The sequence below is a fragment of the Spectribacter hydrogenoxidans genome (assembly GCF_031846275.1).
Taxonomy (GTDB): Bacteria; Pseudomonadota; Gammaproteobacteria; order Nevskiales; family Salinisphaeraceae; genus Spectribacter; species Spectribacter hydrogenoxidans.
Window position 1 is genome coordinate 138,862 of the sequence record NZ_JAVRIB010000006.1, and the last position, 15,246, is coordinate 154,107.

The following is a 15,246-nucleotide window of genomic DNA, read 5'->3' on the forward strand; positions in this document are numbered from 1 at the left end:
GCGGGTTACCAGTCGACAGGTTTCTGATAGCGAAGCAGCGCGCCGTTTGGGCCGTCCGCCGGCAGGAGAACGGCATGCGCCAGGTCAGCGGCGGCCTCTGCCGCGGTGCGCGGCGCGGTCGGTCCGCCCATATCGGTGGCGACCCAGCCTGGATCGACGGCGTTGATTTTAACCTCCCCGCGGGTTTCGTGCGCGGCGATGCGGGTCAGCGCGTTGACCGCGTTCTTGGCCACCCGGTAGGCGGTCATGCCGGGCCCCGGCGGCATTCCACCGTATCCGGAAGTGAGATTGACGATCCGCCCGAATCCCCGTTCGTTCATGCCCGGCAGCAGACCGTGCACCAGCCGCCAGGCGCCGAGGAAATGCACCTCGAAGGCGCGGCGGATGGCGGCCTCGTCGACCTCGAAAAAGCCCGCGCTCAAGTCATCGAATATCCCGGCGTTGTTTACCAGCGCGTCGACGCCTGCCGGATCGGCTACGATCTCGTCCAGCAGGCGCTGGCAGGCCGCCGCGTCGGTCACGTCGAGTGCCCGGCCGGTCACGCTCGTGCCGGTGTCGGTCTGCAACCGCCGCGCTTCGGCGGCGATACGGGATGCATCGCGGCCGGTCAGCAGAATCTCGTGGCCGGCGCCGGCCAGCAGACGGGCGGTGGCCAGCCCGATACCACGGTTGGCGCCGGTCAACAGGATTTTCATGGTAGTGGCCGGGCGGCAAATCGCGCCTGCAGTGCGAACGCCCGTCGGTTACCCGCCTCGATGGAAACCGTGAGGTCGAGTTCGGCCTGCCCCCGGTCGGCGAAGTCCGCCGCGAATCGACCCTCGTCGCGACAGCGGGCCGTGGCCAGCAGGTCCTGTCTGACCGGGCGCCGATAGTCGGCGTCGGCGTGCTGGACCACCACCATGCCCCGACCGTCGAGTTTCATGCTGGCCAGACCCCAGCCGGCCACCAGCGCCACCGTATACAGGCTGCCGCCGAAGGCGGTGCCATAGTGATTGGCATTGGCCCCCAGCGGGGCGGTGACGGTCAGCATGTCGTCACCGGCATCAGCCAGCGTGATCTGCATGGCCGCCGCCAGCGGAATATGCTGGTCGAGCAGTACCTGCAATGCCTTGCGTTGCTCGTCGGTCATGGGTCGACGACCGTGATCGGGTCGCCCACGGTCAGGCCCAGCTGATCCGCGGCGCTGCCCTGATTGACCGCGACTTCCGCCAGGCCCAGCGAATTGACGTACCAGAAGGCCTCGCCCGGGGCGACCGCGCCGAAGGTCTCGGCCCGCGGTAGGCGACGGTCCGCTGTGATCAGCTGGGTCTCCGCCGGCCAGGTCCGTGACCGCAGACCGGTCATTGCGTTGCCGTAGGCGTCAATGTAGATCACGGCCGCCCGATCCGCGTCCGCCACGGCTGCCGCCGCGCGCGGCGCCAGGCGTTGCGCCGGATCACCGCCGCCGGCGAGGTGGCCGGCCACCGGCGCGAACAGGTCGCGGCCGTGAAAGCTAGTGGACAACCGATCCGGCCGCCAGGTGATGTCGTACCAGCTGGCCTGTTCGGCACGCGCGGCGACCACGTCGAACAGGCCGTTGTCGGGGCCGACGTACCAGCGATCATCCGCCTGCAGGGCGACGGGGGCACGGTGGGTGCCCACGCCCGGGTCCACCACCCCGAGCAGCACGCTGGCCCGCGGCAGGTCGGGGGTGAGTGCGGCCAGCAGGTGGGCGGAGGCCGTCGGGTCGAAGGCCGGGGCGTCGTTCAACAGATCGACCACCGGGCAGTCAGGGGCGCAGCCGGCGAGCACCAGACGCATCTGGCCCAGGTAGGGGCCGTGCGGGCCGAAGTCGGTGAACAGGGCAATCAACGGGAGTCTTCGTCCCGGTCCCATTCGTCCTGGCTCAGATCGCGCAGCTTGCTGCGGTCGACGTGTTCGAGTTCCTCGCGGGTACGCCGGATGTGGGCTCGCACGAAGTGGGCGATCCCCAGCCCGATCAGGACCAGCAGCAGGGTCAGCAGCAGCATGCGCATCAGTTCGTTTCCCGTTTATCAGCGTCGGCCATGCGCTGGGTGATTTCGGCGTCGCGCGCCGCCCAGAGTTCGTTCAGCCAGGCCCGGAAGCGTTCGGCATAGTCCGGGTCGTTCTCGTAATCGCCCCGGCGCAGGGCCTCGGGGATGTCCAGCCTGTGCAGCACCGCATGCACCTGCGGGATGCGGCCGCAGGCATAATCCCAGGCGCTGGGGTGGTCAGTGCCCGAATAGGTGACCATGAGTTCCACCACCCCGTCCAGCACGTCCCCCATGGCATTGAGCATGAACGCAGTACCGCCGGCCTTGGGCCGCAGCATGGTCCGGTAGGGGGATTGCCGGGCCGCCCGCTTGGCCGGAGTCGAGCGGGTGCCCTCCGCGTAGTTGACCACGGTGACCGATTGATGGCGATAGATCTCGCAGGCCCGCCGCGTGGTGTCCATATCGCGTCCGGCCAGCGCCGGATTGCGTTCGATCTGCTCACGCGTGTAACGGCGCATGTAGGGGAAATCCAGCGCCCAGGTGGCGAAGCCGATGAAGGGCACCCACAGCATCTGGCGCTTGATGAACCAGCGGGGGAAGGGCAGCGTCCGATCCAGGGCGCGGATCAGCACCGGGATGTCGGCCCAGCTCTGATGATTGCCGATCAGCAGGTAACGACCATCGGTGTCCGGCGGAATGTCGATATCGACCATCACCGGCTGGCAGGAGATGTAATCGGTGGTCCAGGTGATGGTGCGCACCCAGGCGCGGCAGAACCACAGCATGTAGGCGACACAGGCGCGTCGGAACCCCGCATGCGGCACCAGCAGCTTGGCCACGGCGCCGGGCAGGAAGCCGGTGAACAGCACCATCAGCGACAGGCTCACGACCAGAGCCGCGAGCACGCCTCGAATTGTCGGGGGCAGGGCCACCATCATCGCCGGTCGGAGTGGCCGCCGGCCAGCCGGGTCGTCGTGTCCATGGGCCGGATTTTACACCGGCCGCTGACAACGTTTCAGTGGTGGTCGCTGGCGCTGAGCTCGTGCACGGCATCGACCAGGGTCGCCACGTGGTCGGGATTCACCTCGGGCGTGACGCCGTGCCCGAGGTTGAAGATGTGGCCCGGGCCCGGGCCGTAGTCGGCCAGAATCTTGCCGACCTTGTCCCGGATGACGGCCGGGTCCGCGTAGAGCGCGGCGGGATCGAGATTTCCCTGCAGTGCTACCCGATCGCCCACCCGTTGCCGGGCCGATCCGATATCGACGGTCCAGTCCAGTCCCACGGCGTCGCAGCCGGTATCGGCAATCGCCTCCAGCCAAGCCCCGCCGCCCTTGGTAAACAGGATCACGGGCACCCGATTGCCCTGCGGGTCCGGCCGCAGTCCGGCCACGATGCGCTGCATGTAGGCCAGCGAGAACTGGTGGTAGCCGGCGGGCGTGAGCACGCCGCCCCAGGTGTCGAAGATCTGCACCGCCTGGGCGCCGGCCGCAATCTGGCCGTTGAGGTAATCGGTGACGGCATCAGCCAGCAGACCCAGCAGTCTTTCCAGCGTGGCCGGATCGTCATAGGCCATCGCCTTGATGCGGCGGAAATCCTTGCTGGGCCCGCCCTCGACCATGTAGGTGGCCAGCGTCCAGGGGCTGCCGGCGAAGCCGATCAGCGGCACCCGGCCGTCCAGTTCCCGCCTGATGGTGCGCACCGCGTTCATGACATAGCCGAGATCGTCCTCGGCATCCGGTTTGCCGAGGCGGGCGATGGCGGCCGCGTCCTGCACTGGGTGCTCGAACTTGGGCCCCTCGCCGGGGGTGAAGTACAGACCCAGGCCCATGGCTTCCGGAATGGTCAGGATGTCCGAGAACAGGATGGCCGCGTCCAGATCGAAGCGCCGCAGCGGCTGCATCGTGACCTCGCAGGCCAGCTCGGCGTTGCGGCACAGGTCCATGAAACTGCCGGCCTGATCCCGCGTGGCCCGGTACTCGGGCAGGTAGCGCCCGGCCTGGCGCATCAGCCAGACAGGTGTGCGGTCCACCGGTTCACGGCGCAGGGCTTTCAGCAGTCGATCATTTTTCATAAGGCGAGCGGAACCGCAAAGGACGCAAGGAGCGGACAGGGCCATCATGGACAGGCACGGCCTTTGTGCTCCTTGCGGTTAATGGCTTTTCGACAGGGCGCCAGCGATCTCGGATTGAATGGCTTGCGCCGCTGCTACCGGGTCTTCGGCGTCGCGGATGGGCCGTCCCACGACCAGGTAGTCCGATCCGGCCCGGATCGCCTCACGCGGCGTCATCACTCGCTTCTGGTCGTCGTCGTTATCCACCGGGCGGATACCGGGCGTGACCGCAATCAGCCGGTCCGGCGCCTCGGCGCGCAGGGCGGCAACCTCCATGCCGGAGGACACCACGCCGTCGCAACCGGCCGCCAGCGCCCGTCGCGCGCGGGACAGCACCAGGGATTCCACGTCGCAGGCGAAGCCGAGATCGTTCAGGTCGCCGCGATCCAGGCTGGTGAGAGCTGTCACGGCGAGAATTTTCAGCGGCCCGCGCGTGGCTTGGGCGGCCGCTTCCATGATGGCCTGATTGCCGTGCACGGTGGCGAAGTCCACCTCGCGCTCGGCCAGCCGCGCCACCGCGCGGGCCACGGTGGCCGGCACGTCGAACAGCTTGAGATCGACAAACACCTTCTTGTCGCGCTCTCGCAGCCAGTCGATCAGGTCCAGAAAGCCCTCCGACAGTGCCAGTTCGAGTCCGATCTTGTAGAACACCACCGTGTCGTCAAGCTGCTCGACCAGCTGCCGGGCGGCGATGTGGTGCGGTACGTCGAGTGCGACGATGAGACGCTCGCGGGCAGGAATCGTGGTCATCAAGTGCCTGTCAGCAGGAAATCGATGGCGCCGAAAATGGTATCGCGTTCGGCGGAAAGGTCGGCCACCCAGTCACACAGTTCCCGCGCTGGCAGGCCGGCGAGGTCAGGCGACGCCAGGATAACGCGTCGGTCCGCGACGATGAACGCCGGGTGCAGACGGGTCAGGCGGGGGCCGAACACCTCGGCATCGACCAGCGGTGCCACCAGACGGCTATCGATGGTCACGATATCCGACTGGAGATCGAGCAGGAACGGAACCTGCTCCGCGCTTGGTCGCGGATTGCGATAGGCCTGATACTGCGCCATTCAGAAGGAAACTAGGTCCCGGTTCCAGAGCCCGTCCCGCTCGATGCGCTCATTGTAGGCCCGGATGGCCTCCCGGTTTTCCTCCTGCCAGCGCAGCGCTCGCATTTCCCGATTGCGTTCGACGAGTGTCTGTTCGAACAGCTGCGACAGGTTGACGTTCAGCGCACGCGCGTCGCGCAGCACCGATTCGTCCACGGAAAGATTGATTCGCGCCTTGGACATGCGTGCAAGTATGCGCATGAATCATGCGCACGGCAAGCCCTACAATTTGGAGGGTGTGCGTCCGTTTCGTTTAACCGCGAAGGTCGCCAAAGACGCAAAGGTTCTCTTGATAAATATCCTTTGCGCTTCTTTGCGTCCTTCGCGGTTCAAGACCCGCTTGCCAACACCTCAAACGCCAAGGTAGTCGAGAATGCCCTGGCCGGCCTCCCGCCCCTCGAACACCGCCGTGACCACGAGGTCCGAGCCACGGACCATGTCCCCGCCGGCAAATACCTTCGGGTTGGAGGTCTGGAAGCGGAATTCGCCGTCGCCGGCCGCGATCACGCGGCCGCCATCATCCACGTCGATGGTGTGGTCGTCGAACCAGTCCTGCGGGTTGGGCCGGAAGCCGAAGGCGATGATCACCCGGTCGGCCGGGATCACTTCCTCGGTGCCGGGCACCGGTTCGGGTCGCTGGCGGCCGCGGGCATCCGGGGCGCCGAGCTTGGTGGTCACTACCTTCACGCCCTCAACCTTGCCGTCGCCCACGATTTCCACCGGCTGACGGTTGAACTTGAACTTGACGCCTTCTTCCTTGGCGTTGGCCACCTCGCGAGCGGAGCCGGGCATGTTTCCCTCGTCCCGACGGTAGGCGCAGGTCACGCTTCTCGCCCCGTGGCGGATCGAGGTGCGGTTGCAGTCCATGGCGGTGTCGCCGCCGCCGAGGACGACCACCCGCTGGCGCTGCATATTGATGAACTGCCTGGTGTCGGTTTCCAGGCCCAGTTCGCGGTTGATGTTGGAGACCAGGAAAGGCAGGGCCTCGTATACCCCTTCGAGCTCCTCGCCGGGGAAGCCGCCCTTCATGTAGGTGTAGGTGCCCATGCCCATGAACACGGCGTCGTGCTGGTCTAGCAACTGTTCCATGGACACGTCCTTGCCCACCTCGACGCCGAGGCGGAATTCCACGCCCATGCCTTCCATGACTTCGCGCCGGGTCTCGACCACTTCCTTTTCCAGCTTGAACGGGGGGATGCCAAACGTCAGCAGGCCGCCGATGCGCGGGTATTTGTCATACACCACGGCTTTGACGCCGCTTCGGACCAGGATGTCAGCGGCACCCAGGCCGGCTGGCCCCGCACCGATCACCGCCACCTTCTTGTCGGTCCACTTCACGTGGGATACGTCCGGCCGCCAGCCCTGCTTGAAGGCCTCGTCGGTGATGTACTTTTCCACCGAGCCGATGGAAATGGCCCCGAAGCCGTCGTTCATGGTGCAGGCGCCCTCGCACAGACGGTCCTGTGGACAGATGCGGCCGCAGATTTCGGGCAGCGTGTTGGTCTGGTGCGAAAGCTCCGCTGCCTCGAACAGATTTCCCTCCTCGACCAGCTTCAGCCAGTTGGGGATATAGTTGTGTACCGGACACTTCCACTCGCAGTACGGGTTGCCGCATGAAATGCAGCGTCCGGCCTGCTTGGCCGCCGTTTCCTTGTCGAATTGTCCGTAGATTTCGGCGAATTCATGGATGCGCACCGAGGCCTCGACCTTGGGCGGATCCTGCCGCGGCATTTCCAGGAATTGCAGGTTGTTCTTTGCCATGAGCGAGCTACTGAATAGATTGGCGACCCGCAGAGGACGCAACATGCATGAATCGTTGCGTCCTCTGCGGCTCTAGATATCCGGCGAGGGCTGGGCCGCACCGTTCGAATTAGGCTGCCCGGTTCAAAGTGTCGAGCACGGTGTTGACGTCCTCGGCCTTGGGCTTGGCCAGCCAGAACTGTCCGACGTAATCGCGGAAGTTGTCGAGGATCTGTTGACCCCAGGCGCTTCCGGTCGCCTCGACATAAGCGACGATCAGCGACCGCAGGTAGTGTCGGTGGGCCTCCATGTTCTCGGCCACCACGCGATGGATGTCGATAAGTTCATGGTTATAGCGGTCCACGAATTCACGTTTCTCGTCTAGCACGTAGGCCATGCCGCCAGTCATGCCGGCGCCGAAGTTGGTGCCGGTGTGGCCCAGCACGACGATGCAGCCGCCGGTCATGTATTCGCAGCCGTGGTCGCCCACACCTTCCACCACCGCGTGGGCGCCGGAATTGCGCACGCCGAAGCGCTCGCCGGCCAGGCCGGCGGCGTACAGGGTGCCGCCGGTGGCGCCGTACAGACAGGTGTTACCGATGATGGTGGCTTCGTTGGTCTTGTAGGCCACGCCGGCTGGCGGGCGGATCACGATGCGGCCGCCGGCCATGCCCTTGCCGACATAGTCGTTGGCGTCGCCGGTCAGGTCCAGGTGCAGGCCGCCGGCATTGAACACGCCGAAGCTCTGGCCGACGGTGCCGGTCAGTTTGAGCGTGATCGGGGCGTCGGCCATGCCCTGGTTGCCGTGGCGCCGCGCGATTTCGCCGGACAGGCGCGCCCCGATGGAGCGGTTGTTGTTCTGCACGCGGTAGCTGAACTCGCCGCCGCGCTGGTGCTCGATGACGTCGAGCGCGTCCATCACCATCTGTTCGGCCAGCTCGCCCTTGTCGAAGGGTTCGTTATGTGGCTCCAGGCAGTAACGGGGCACGTCGTCGGCCAGGCCGCCCTTGGACAGAATGGGCGACAGATCCAGGTGCCGCTGCTTGTCGGTGTCGCCCGGGAGCAACTCGAGCAGATCGGTACGCCCGATCAGTTCCTCCAGCGAGCGCACGCCCAGGCCGGCCATCAGCTCGCGGGTTTCCTGGGCCACGAAGCGGAAGAAATGCTGCACCATTTCCGGCAGCCCGATGAAGTGCCGGGTGCGCAGGGTCTCGTTCTGCGTGGCCACGCCGGTGGCGCAGTTGTTCAGGTGACACACTCGCAGGTACTTGCAGCCCAGGGCCACCATCGGCGCGGTGCCGAAGCCGAAGGATTCCGCCCCCAGGATGGCGGCCTTGATCACGTCCACGCCGGTCTTGAGGCCACCGTCGGTCTGCACCCGCACCTTGTCGCGAAGGTCGTTGGCGCGCAGGGTCTGGTGGGTCTCGGTCAGGCCGAGTTCCCAGGGTGTTCCCGCGTAGCGAACGGAAGTCAGCGGCGAGGCGCCGGTGCCGCCATCATACCCGGAAATGGTGATCAGGTCGGCATAGGCCTTGGCCACGCCGGCCGCGATGGTGCCCACGCCGGGGCCGGACACCAGCTTCACCGAGACCAGCGCCTGCGGATTGACCTGCTTGAGGTCGAAGATCAGCTGCGCCAGATCCTCGATCGAATAGATGTCGTGGTGCGGGGGCGGGCTGATCAGCGCCACACCCGGCTTGGAATAGCGCAGGCTGGCGATCATCTCGTTGACCTTGTGGCCCGGCAGCTGGCCGCCCTCGCCGGGCTTGGCGCCCTGGGCGACCTTGATCTGCAGCACCTCGGCGTTGACCAGGTAGTGCGGGGTCACGCCGAAGCGGCCGGAGGCCACTTGCTTGATCTTCGACATCTTGTCGGTGCCGAAGCGGGCGCTGTCCTCGCCGCCTTCGCCGGAATTGGAGCGCCCGCCCATGCGGTTCATGCCCTGGGCCAGGGCTTCGTGGGCCTCGGGCGACAGGGCGCCCAGGCTCATGCCGGCGGAGTCGAAGCGCTTGGTGATTGCCTCGATCGGTTCGACATCGTCGACCTTGATCGGGTCGATGTCGTCGCGCAGCTTGAACAGGTCGCGCAGCACCGTGACCGGGCGGTTCTGGACGATGTCGGCGTAGATCCGGTACTTGTCGTAGTCACCCGTCTGCACGGCGTCGTGCAGGGTGGCGATCACGTCCGGATTGTAGGCGTGGTATTCCTGCCCGTGGACGAACTTGAGAATGCCGCCCTGGTTGATGGCCACCCGCGGATTCCAGGCAATGGCGGCCAGGCGAGCCTGATCACCGTGCAGGTCGGCGAACATCGCGCCCTGGACCCGGCTGGTGGTGCCGGTGAAGCACAGATTCACCACCTCGTCGTGCAGGCCGACGATCTCGAACAGCTGGGCCCCGCGATAACTGGTGATCGTGGAGATGCCCATCTTGGACATGATCTTGTACAGGCCCTTGTTGATGCCCTTGCGATAGGTCGAGCACAGCTCCTGCGCGGGCGTGCCCTGGATCTGCCCGCAGCGGGCCAGATCATTGAGGCATTCATAGGCCAGATACGGATGCACCGCGGTGGCGCCGTAACCGATCAGGCAGGCGAAGTGGTGGGAATCCCGCGCGGTGGCGGTTTCCACCACCAGGTTGGCGTCGCAGCGCAGATTCTCGTGCACCAGTCGATGATGTACTGCGCCCACGGCCAGCAGCGCGTGAACCGGCATCCGGTCCTGCTGGATGTGGCGATCGCACAGCACAAGAATGGTGGTGCCCTCGCGCACCGCGGCCACGGCCTCGTCGCAGATCCGTTCGACGGCCGCCTGCAGCCCGCCATCGGCCCGGCTTTCGTCCGGGGTGTACTGGAGGTCGATGAGGGTGTGCGCGTAATCCGCGTCGTCAAGCGCCAGCAGTTGCCGGAACTTGCCGGTGGACAGTACCGGGGAATCCACCACCAGCCGCTTGGCCCGTTCGGGGCCCTCGTCGAACACGTTGCGTTCCCGGCCGAAGCAGGTCTCCAGGCTCATCACGATGCGTTCGCGCAAGCTGTCGATTGCCGGATTGGTCACCTGGGCGAACTGCTGCCGGAAATAGTCGAACAGCACCCGGTCGACGCGTGACAGTACCGGGAACGGCGTGTCGTCGCCCATCGAGCCAGTGGCTTCCTGGCCGGCTTCGGCGAGCGGCCGCAGCACTTGGTCGCGTTCTTCGAACGACACCAGGAACAGCTTTTCGTAAACCTTGACCTGGTCGCGTTCCAGCCAGTCGTCGAGGTCATCGCCGTCCAGGCGTGATTCCAGCTCGCGGGCGTGTTCCTTGAGCCATTGCTTGTAGGGCGCGCGGCTGGCAAGGCGTTTGTCGATCTCACGCGGCTGGATCAGCTCGCCGGTATCGGTATCCACGGCAATCATGTCGCCGGGCTTGAGCCGGCCCTTGGCCACCACCTGCTCCGGCTGGTAGTCCCAAACGCCGATTTCCGAGGCCAGGGTGATGTGCCGGTCGTTGGTGATCACCCAGCGCGCCGGGCGCAGGCCGTTGCGGTCCAGGCAGCAGGCGGCATAGCGGCCGTCGGTGAGCACGATGCCGGCCGGGCCGTCCCAGGGCTCCATGTGCATGGAGTTGTATTCGTAGAAGGCGCGCAGGTCCGCGCTCATGTAGTCCACGTTCTGCCACGCCGGAGGCATCATCAGGCGCATGGCGTAGAAGATGTCCATGCCGCCGGCCAGCAGTACTTCCAGCATGTTGTCCAGGCTCTGGGAGTCCGATCCCTCCATCGACACCAGCGGCTGGATCGAGGCCATGTCCGGCAGCTTGTCGGAGGCGAACTTGCCCGCCCGTGCGGTGGACCAGTAACGGTTGCCCATGACCGTGTTGATTTCGCCGTTGTGGGCGAGGTAGCGGAAGGGCTGGGCCAGGCGCCACTGGGGCAGGGTGTTGGTGGAAAACCGCTGGTGGAATACGCACAGCGAGGTTTCCAGCCGCTCGTCGGCCAGATCCTGGTAGAAGTCGGGCAGGTAGGCCGGCATCACCATGCCCTTGTACGAGAATACCCGGGCGGACAGCGACGGCACGTAGAAGGTGTCGTCGTCGGGCAGGGCGTTTTCGGTGCGCCGGCGCGCGAACACCAGCTTGGCCTCGAACAGGTCACCATCCATGTCGTCGGGGGCGTTGACGAATACCTGCTCGATGACCGGAAGCGTCTCGGTCGCCTGGGCGCCGCAGACGCCGGAATCGGTCGGCACCACGCGCCAGCCGGCTACCGCGAGTCCTTCGCGTTCCAGTTCCCGACCCAGCGCATCGCGTGCGGCGTCCGCCAGGGTTTCGTCGCGATGCAGGAAGACCAGCCCCGAGGCGAAGCAATCGGCGAGTTCGATGCCGGCTTCCTTGGCAATGGTGCGCTGGAAGGTCGCGGGCTGCTTCATCAGGATGCCGCAGCCGTCGCCGGTCTTGCCGTCGGCCGCGACTGCACCGCGGTGTGTCAGCCGCTCCAGCGCCTTGATGGCGGTGTCCACCAGCCAGTGGCTGGGGGTGTCGTCCATGTTGGCGATCAGGCCGAAACCGCAGGCGTCCTTTTCGAACTCGGGACGGTAGAGTCCCCCGGTCATCTTGTGCATAGCGTCATCCTCGGTGCCGCGGTCGCCGCCGGCACCTTTCCCGCGGGCGGCAGGATCAGGAACAAGCGGGAACGCGCCGGTTTCAGGGCCGCCCGTTGTGGATGGTGGCGGCCGCGGCGATAGCTGCGAACCCCCGAGTATAGCGGTTCGATTGCCGGCGGGCAATCGGGCGAGGATGGCCGGATGCTGCAAATAACGCGCTAAATCAGCGCGTTAGGGGTGCGCGGCTATTCCGCTCGGGCGTTCCCGACCAGGGTTCGGGACAGCGTGTCGGGGCTGAAGTCGCCGGTCACCACCGCCTCACCCAGCGCCCGGAGCAGCACCAGCCGCAGCTGTCCTGCGACCACCTTCTTGTCGCGGGCCATCAGCGCGCGCATGTGTTCGGGCGTCAGACCGCGCGGCGGACGGGTCGGAAGGCCCGCCCGCTCGATGAGGTGTACCGCCCGGGCGCGATCGTCCTCGCCGAGCCAACCCAGCCGGACCGACATGTCGGCGGCCATGCACATGCCGGCGCCCACCGCCTCGCCGTGCAGCCACTCGCCATAGCCCAGACCGGCCTCGATGGCATGGCCGAAGGTATGCCCCAGATTCAGTAGCGCCCGCACGCCGCCTTCACGCTCGTCCGCGGCCACCACCTCGGCCTTGTTTCGGCAGGAACGGGCAATGGCTTCGGTCAGCAGTGCCGGCTTCCGCGCGCGCAGGCCGTCCATGTGGGTCTCCAGCCATTCCAGGAATCCGCGGTCCCGGATCAGGCCGTACTTGATGATCTCCGCCAGCCCGGCCGACAGTTCGCGGTCCGGCAGGGTGGCCAGGACGTCGGTGTCGGCAATCACCGCCCGAGGCTGATGAAAGGCACCGATCATGTTCTTGCCCAGCGGGTGGTTCACGCCGGTCTTGCCGCCGACCGAGGAGTCCACCTGCGCCAGCAGCGTGGTGGGCACCTGGATGAAATCGATGCCGCGCTGGTAGATGGCCGCCGCGAAGCCGGCCAGGTCACCGATCACGCCGCCACCCAGCGCCACCAGCGTGCCGTCGCGGCCGAAACCGGCACGCAGCAGCCTGTCCAGTACCTGTTCGGTCCGGGCCAGGGTCTTTTCCGCTTCGCCGTCGGGCAGCACCAGCGTTTCGGGCTCGCCCAGGGCGGCCACGATCCGATCCAGGTAAAGCGGCGCCACACAGTCATTGGTGACGACCAGAATCTGGCCGCTACCGCGATGGCGTTCATACAGTTCGGGTTGTGCCAGCAGCCCCGGCCCGATGTAGATGGGGTAGGTCCGCTCGCCGAGGTCGACGGCCAGCTGTTGCATTGGGCCCTCTAGATCTCGGCCGTGCCGATGCTCTCCAGGCGCTCCACGATCTCGCGCGCCAGGCGTCGGGCCGGCTGGTCGCCGGTCTTGACGGTGAGATCCGCAATGCTCCGGTAGAGCGGGTCGCGCTCTTCCATCAGCTGGGTCAGGGTGGCCTCGACGTCATCGCTGCCTTCCAGCAGCGGGCGATTGCGGTTGTTGCGGGTGCGTGCCAGCTGCTGTTCTAGCGAGGTCTCCAGATAGACCACCACGCCACGCGCGGAGAGCAGGTCACGATTGGCCGACTCCAGAATCACGCCCCCGCCGGTGGCCATGACCGTATTGGTCTCGTTGACCAGCGTGGCGATCATGTCGCTTTCGCGCTTTCGGAAGCCGTCCTCACCCTCCATGTCGAAGATGAAGGAGATGTCCACGCCCGTGCGTTTCTCGATTTCCTGATCGGAATCGATGAACTGCATGCCCTTGATTTCGGCAATCCGGCGACCGACGGTGGTCTTGCCGGCGCCCATGGGGCCGATGAGGTAAATGTTCGGGTTGGCTGCCATGAAACCTACTAGGTCGTCTCCAAAGGCGCATCGTCGAGAAACATGCGGGCGCGTGTTTCTGCTCGATTCAGCAAACGACGCGCAGCCGGGATTCTAGAGCAAATGGCGCGAATCTTCGACTCCTGCTGGCTGCTGGGATTGGAGAGTGATGTCGGTCACGGCGCGGCGGTAGTGTTTACGGTGGAGATGCCCCGGCTGATCACCCCGCTTGGACTGGTCGCCTCAATGCGGAATACGCCACTTTCCGGTTCATCTCCGGCCTCGACACGGAATGTAGCGGTAAAAGGCAGCCCACTCGGCGGGCCGGTGCGGTTGGGTACGACGAAAGAAGTCGGGCCTTCCAGCGTGCCCACCGAGGTTGTGCCGGTTACGGTGGTGTTGGCGGCAGGAATTTGCCCGTTGGCGTCCTGTACGGTCACGTTCACCGTGCCCGCACCCTCTACCGGAATTTCCAGCGGATCGGGTGAGATGTCCACGAAATAACTCGAACCCGACATCACTATGACGATATTGCGGCGCACATTGAGCGTGTTGGCGTCATCGCAGACCGCCGGATCGTTGCACAGTAACCCGGTGAAATTGCCGCTGGGGCCGGTGTAGCTCCCGTCGTTATTAAAGTCCACAAACGGTTCGTTCGTATCACGCACCCCGTTTTCGTTGTCATCGCGGAATGCTTCGGGGAGGTCCATGAAGGTTTCGCCGGCGTCAAAGCGGCCGTTTGAGGGATTGGCGTCGGTAAAGCTTTCTTCCCCGATGGTGGTGACCCGTACGGTGGCGCGGCCGTTGGTCGGGCGTGGATTCTGGCTGACAAATTCCACCGTGCAGTTGCCTCCGGTGGTTTCGCAGCTGCCGGGGATCGAGCCGCCCTCGGTGAGGAAGTTAACGGCGGTGCCGTCGGGGACCGGATTATTGAACCGGTCAGCGGCCCGGACGGTGATGGCAGTCGTGGTGCCATCGATGTCGAAGCCCTCGATATTCAGGGTATCCGCGCTAACCGAGAAGCTGTTGTTGTCCGGGATGCCGGTCGTTATCGCCAGACCGTTGGATTGTGCGGTGGTGGTTACCCCGTCGCGGGTCGCGGTGGCAGTGACCTGAACGGTTGCGGCCTGCGTGCCGCTGCTAATTGTTGTTTGCGCGATACCCTCTGGTCCGGTGGTGGCTTGCGCATTGCTCAAGCTGATGCCGCCCACGGTGGTATTGAGCTCGAAGGTCACGAGTTGATTGGGGACCGGGCCGCCACTGTTGTTGGTGACCGCGAACGTCACTGTCGACTGGCCGGGTAGCGCCCCCGAACCTTGAATGCCGATGAGAGGATTGCTGGCACCCTGGAACTGGATCGCGCCCAGTGGTGCTTGTTCCGTCTGCAGCGTGACGGTGGCCTGCAGTGAACCGCCGTCGACATCGGTGCGGGCAGTCACGGTGTCTGCACCGCTACAGCCGCGGGCGGTGTAGGTGGTCGTCACATTGCCGCTTTCGTTCGCGACCACAGCGGGGTCGATTTCGGCGAGACTTGATTCTGCGCATGCCGAGGTGAAAAACACGTCGGAGCCATCTGTTACCGGATCGCCCTCGCCGTCAATCAGGCGGAGGCTGAGTGTTGCTCTCTGCCCGGCTTGCAGCACGGTCTGGTTGCTACCGATCACGCCTTCGTTGAAATTGCCGCCATTATCGACGGAACCGATTCTTACCGAGTCATCGACCGGCCCATTATCCGGGTCACCATCGCCATTATCGTTATCACCCTGCCCGGATGTGGTGCCGCCACAGCCGGTTGCCAGGGTGACGAGCCCGGCGATTAGAAGGAGTCGGAAGTCGAACTTGTGCATGGCTTTCTCGGTCATTGGCGGGTCTCG

14 protein-coding genes are annotated in these 15,246 nt (G+C 65.5%); all 14 read right to left on the reverse strand.

Translation table 11 applies throughout. The features are described from left to right. Window positions 1–5: 5 nt before the first annotated feature. The 14 genes from RM532_RS07505 to RM532_RS07570 all read right to left on the reverse strand — a co-directional run bounded on the left by RM532_RS07505 (window position 6) and on the right by RM532_RS07570 (window position 15,234). The gene (locus RM532_RS07505) at window positions 6–695 is read right to left on the reverse strand and encodes an SDR family NAD(P)-dependent oxidoreductase (RefSeq protein ID WP_311652616.1); all 690 of its coding nucleotides are present in this window, start codon (window positions 693–695) and stop codon (window positions 6–8) included. Beyond that, entirely contained in the window at window positions 692–1,129 is a 438-nt protein-coding gene (locus RM532_RS07510) for a YiiD C-terminal domain-containing protein (RefSeq protein ID WP_311652617.1), read from the reverse strand. The genes RM532_RS07505 and RM532_RS07510 overlap by 4 nt, the downstream gene beginning before the upstream one ends. After that, the gene (locus RM532_RS07515) at window positions 1,126–1,851 is read right to left on the reverse strand and encodes an SAM hydrolase/SAM-dependent halogenase family protein (protein ID WP_311652618.1); all 726 of its coding nucleotides are present in this window, start codon (window positions 1,849–1,851) and stop codon (window positions 1,126–1,128) included. The genes RM532_RS07510 and RM532_RS07515 overlap by 4 nt, the downstream gene beginning before the upstream one ends. Continuing rightward, window positions 1,848–2,015 (reverse strand): hypothetical protein, encoded by a 168-nt coding sequence (locus RM532_RS07520; protein WP_311652619.1) that lies wholly within the window; start codon window positions 2,013–2,015, stop codon window positions 1,848–1,850. The genes RM532_RS07515 and RM532_RS07520 overlap by 4 nt, the downstream gene beginning before the upstream one ends. Continuing rightward, entirely contained in the window at window positions 2,015–2,932 is a 918-nt protein-coding gene (locus RM532_RS07525; protein ID WP_311652621.1) for an acetyltransferase, read from the reverse strand. Before RM532_RS07525 ends, RM532_RS07520 begins: the two co-directional genes overlap by 1 nt. 77 nt (window positions 2,933–3,009) lie before the next feature. Then, complete coding sequence (gene hemE, locus RM532_RS07530; RefSeq protein ID WP_311652622.1) at window positions 3,010–4,065, reverse strand: uroporphyrinogen decarboxylase; 1,056 nt, start codon at window positions 4,063–4,065, stop codon at window positions 3,010–3,012. A 78-nt stretch (window positions 4,066–4,143) separates the two neighbouring features. After that, window positions 4,144–4,854, reverse strand: coding sequence for an orotidine-5'-phosphate decarboxylase (gene pyrF / locus RM532_RS07535; RefSeq protein WP_311652623.1), 711 nt, complete (start codon window positions 4,852–4,854; stop codon window positions 4,144–4,146). Then, a complete protein-coding gene (locus tag RM532_RS07540; RefSeq protein WP_311652625.1) occupies window positions 4,854–5,162 on the reverse strand; it encodes a CcdB family protein in 309 nt (102 codons plus the stop codon). Before RM532_RS07540 ends, pyrF begins: the two co-directional genes overlap by 1 nt. Beyond that, entirely contained in the window at window positions 5,163–5,402 is a 240-nt protein-coding gene (locus RM532_RS07545) for a type II toxin-antitoxin system CcdA family antitoxin (protein WP_311652627.1), read from the reverse strand. It abuts the gene before it with no gap. 150 nt (window positions 5,403–5,552) lie between these two features. Then, window positions 5,553–6,962 carry an FAD-dependent oxidoreductase gene (locus RM532_RS07550; RefSeq protein ID WP_311652628.1) on the reverse strand — a complete coding sequence of 470 codons (1,410 nt, stop codon included), beginning with the start codon at window positions 6,960–6,962 and terminating at the stop codon, window positions 5,553–5,555. A gap of 109 nt (window positions 6,963–7,071) precedes the next feature. Further along, complete coding sequence (gene gltB / locus RM532_RS07555; protein WP_311652629.1) at window positions 7,072–11,541, reverse strand: glutamate synthase large subunit; 4,470 nt, start codon at window positions 11,539–11,541, stop codon at window positions 7,072–7,074. Between the two features lie 227 nt (window positions 11,542–11,768). Then, on the reverse strand, window positions 11,769–12,848 hold the full coding sequence (aroB, locus tag RM532_RS07560; RefSeq protein WP_311652630.1) for a 3-dehydroquinate synthase: 1,080 nt from the start codon (window positions 12,846–12,848) through the stop codon (window positions 11,769–11,771). Between the two features lie 8 nt (window positions 12,849–12,856). Beyond that, window positions 12,857–13,393, reverse strand: coding sequence for a shikimate kinase AroK (aroK, locus tag RM532_RS07565; RefSeq protein ID WP_311652631.1), 537 nt, complete (start codon window positions 13,391–13,393; stop codon window positions 12,857–12,859). 155 nt (window positions 13,394–13,548) lie between these two features. Beyond that, a complete protein-coding gene (locus RM532_RS07570; protein WP_311652632.1) occupies window positions 13,549–15,234 on the reverse strand; it encodes an Ig-like domain-containing protein in 1,686 nt (561 codons plus the stop codon). Window positions 15,235–15,246: the final 12 nt, after the last annotated feature.

Bases quoted from the DNA above. Each gene is read 5' to 3' on its own strand.
- RM532_RS07505 (WP_311652616.1), bottom strand. From the start codon at position 695: ATGAAAATCCTGTTGACCGGCGCCAACCGTGGTATCGGGCTGGCCACC.
- RM532_RS07510 (WP_311652617.1), bottom strand. From the start codon at position 1,129: ATGACCGACGAGCAACGCAAGGCATTGCAGGTACTGCTCGACCAGCAT.
- RM532_RS07520 (WP_311652619.1), bottom strand. From the start codon at position 2,015: ATGCGCATGCTGCTGCTGACCCTGCTGCTGGTCCTGATCGGGCTGGGG.
- RM532_RS07525 (WP_311652621.1), bottom strand. From the start codon at position 2,932: ATGATGGTGGCCCTGCCCCCGACAATTCGAGGCGTGCTCGCGGCTCTG.
- hemE (WP_311652622.1), bottom strand. From the start codon at position 4,065: ATGAAAAATGATCGACTGCTGAAAGCCCTGCGCCGTGAACCGGTGGAC.
- pyrF (WP_311652623.1), bottom strand. From the start codon at position 4,854: ATGACCACGATTCCTGCCCGCGAGCGTCTCATCGTCGCACTCGACGTA.
- RM532_RS07540 (WP_311652625.1), bottom strand. From the start codon at position 5,162: ATGGCGCAGTATCAGGCCTATCGCAATCCGCGACCAAGCGCGGAGCAG.
- RM532_RS07545 (WP_311652627.1), bottom strand. From the start codon at position 5,402: ATGCGCATACTTGCACGCATGTCCAAGGCGCGAATCAATCTTTCCGTG.
- RM532_RS07550 (WP_311652628.1), bottom strand. From the start codon at position 6,962: ATGGCAAAGAACAACCTGCAATTCCTGGAAATGCCGCGGCAGGATCCG.
- gltB (WP_311652629.1), bottom strand. From the start codon at position 11,541: ATGCACAAGATGACCGGGGGACTCTACCGTCCCGAGTTCGAAAAGGAC.
- aroB (WP_311652630.1), bottom strand. From the start codon at position 12,848: ATGCAACAGCTGGCCGTCGACCTCGGCGAGCGGACCTACCCCATCTAC.
- aroK (WP_311652631.1), bottom strand. From the start codon at position 13,393: ATGGCAGCCAACCCGAACATTTACCTCATCGGCCCCATGGGCGCCGGC.
- RM532_RS07570 (WP_311652632.1), bottom strand. From the start codon at position 15,234: ATGACCGAGAAAGCCATGCACAAGTTCGACTTCCGACTCCTTCTAATC.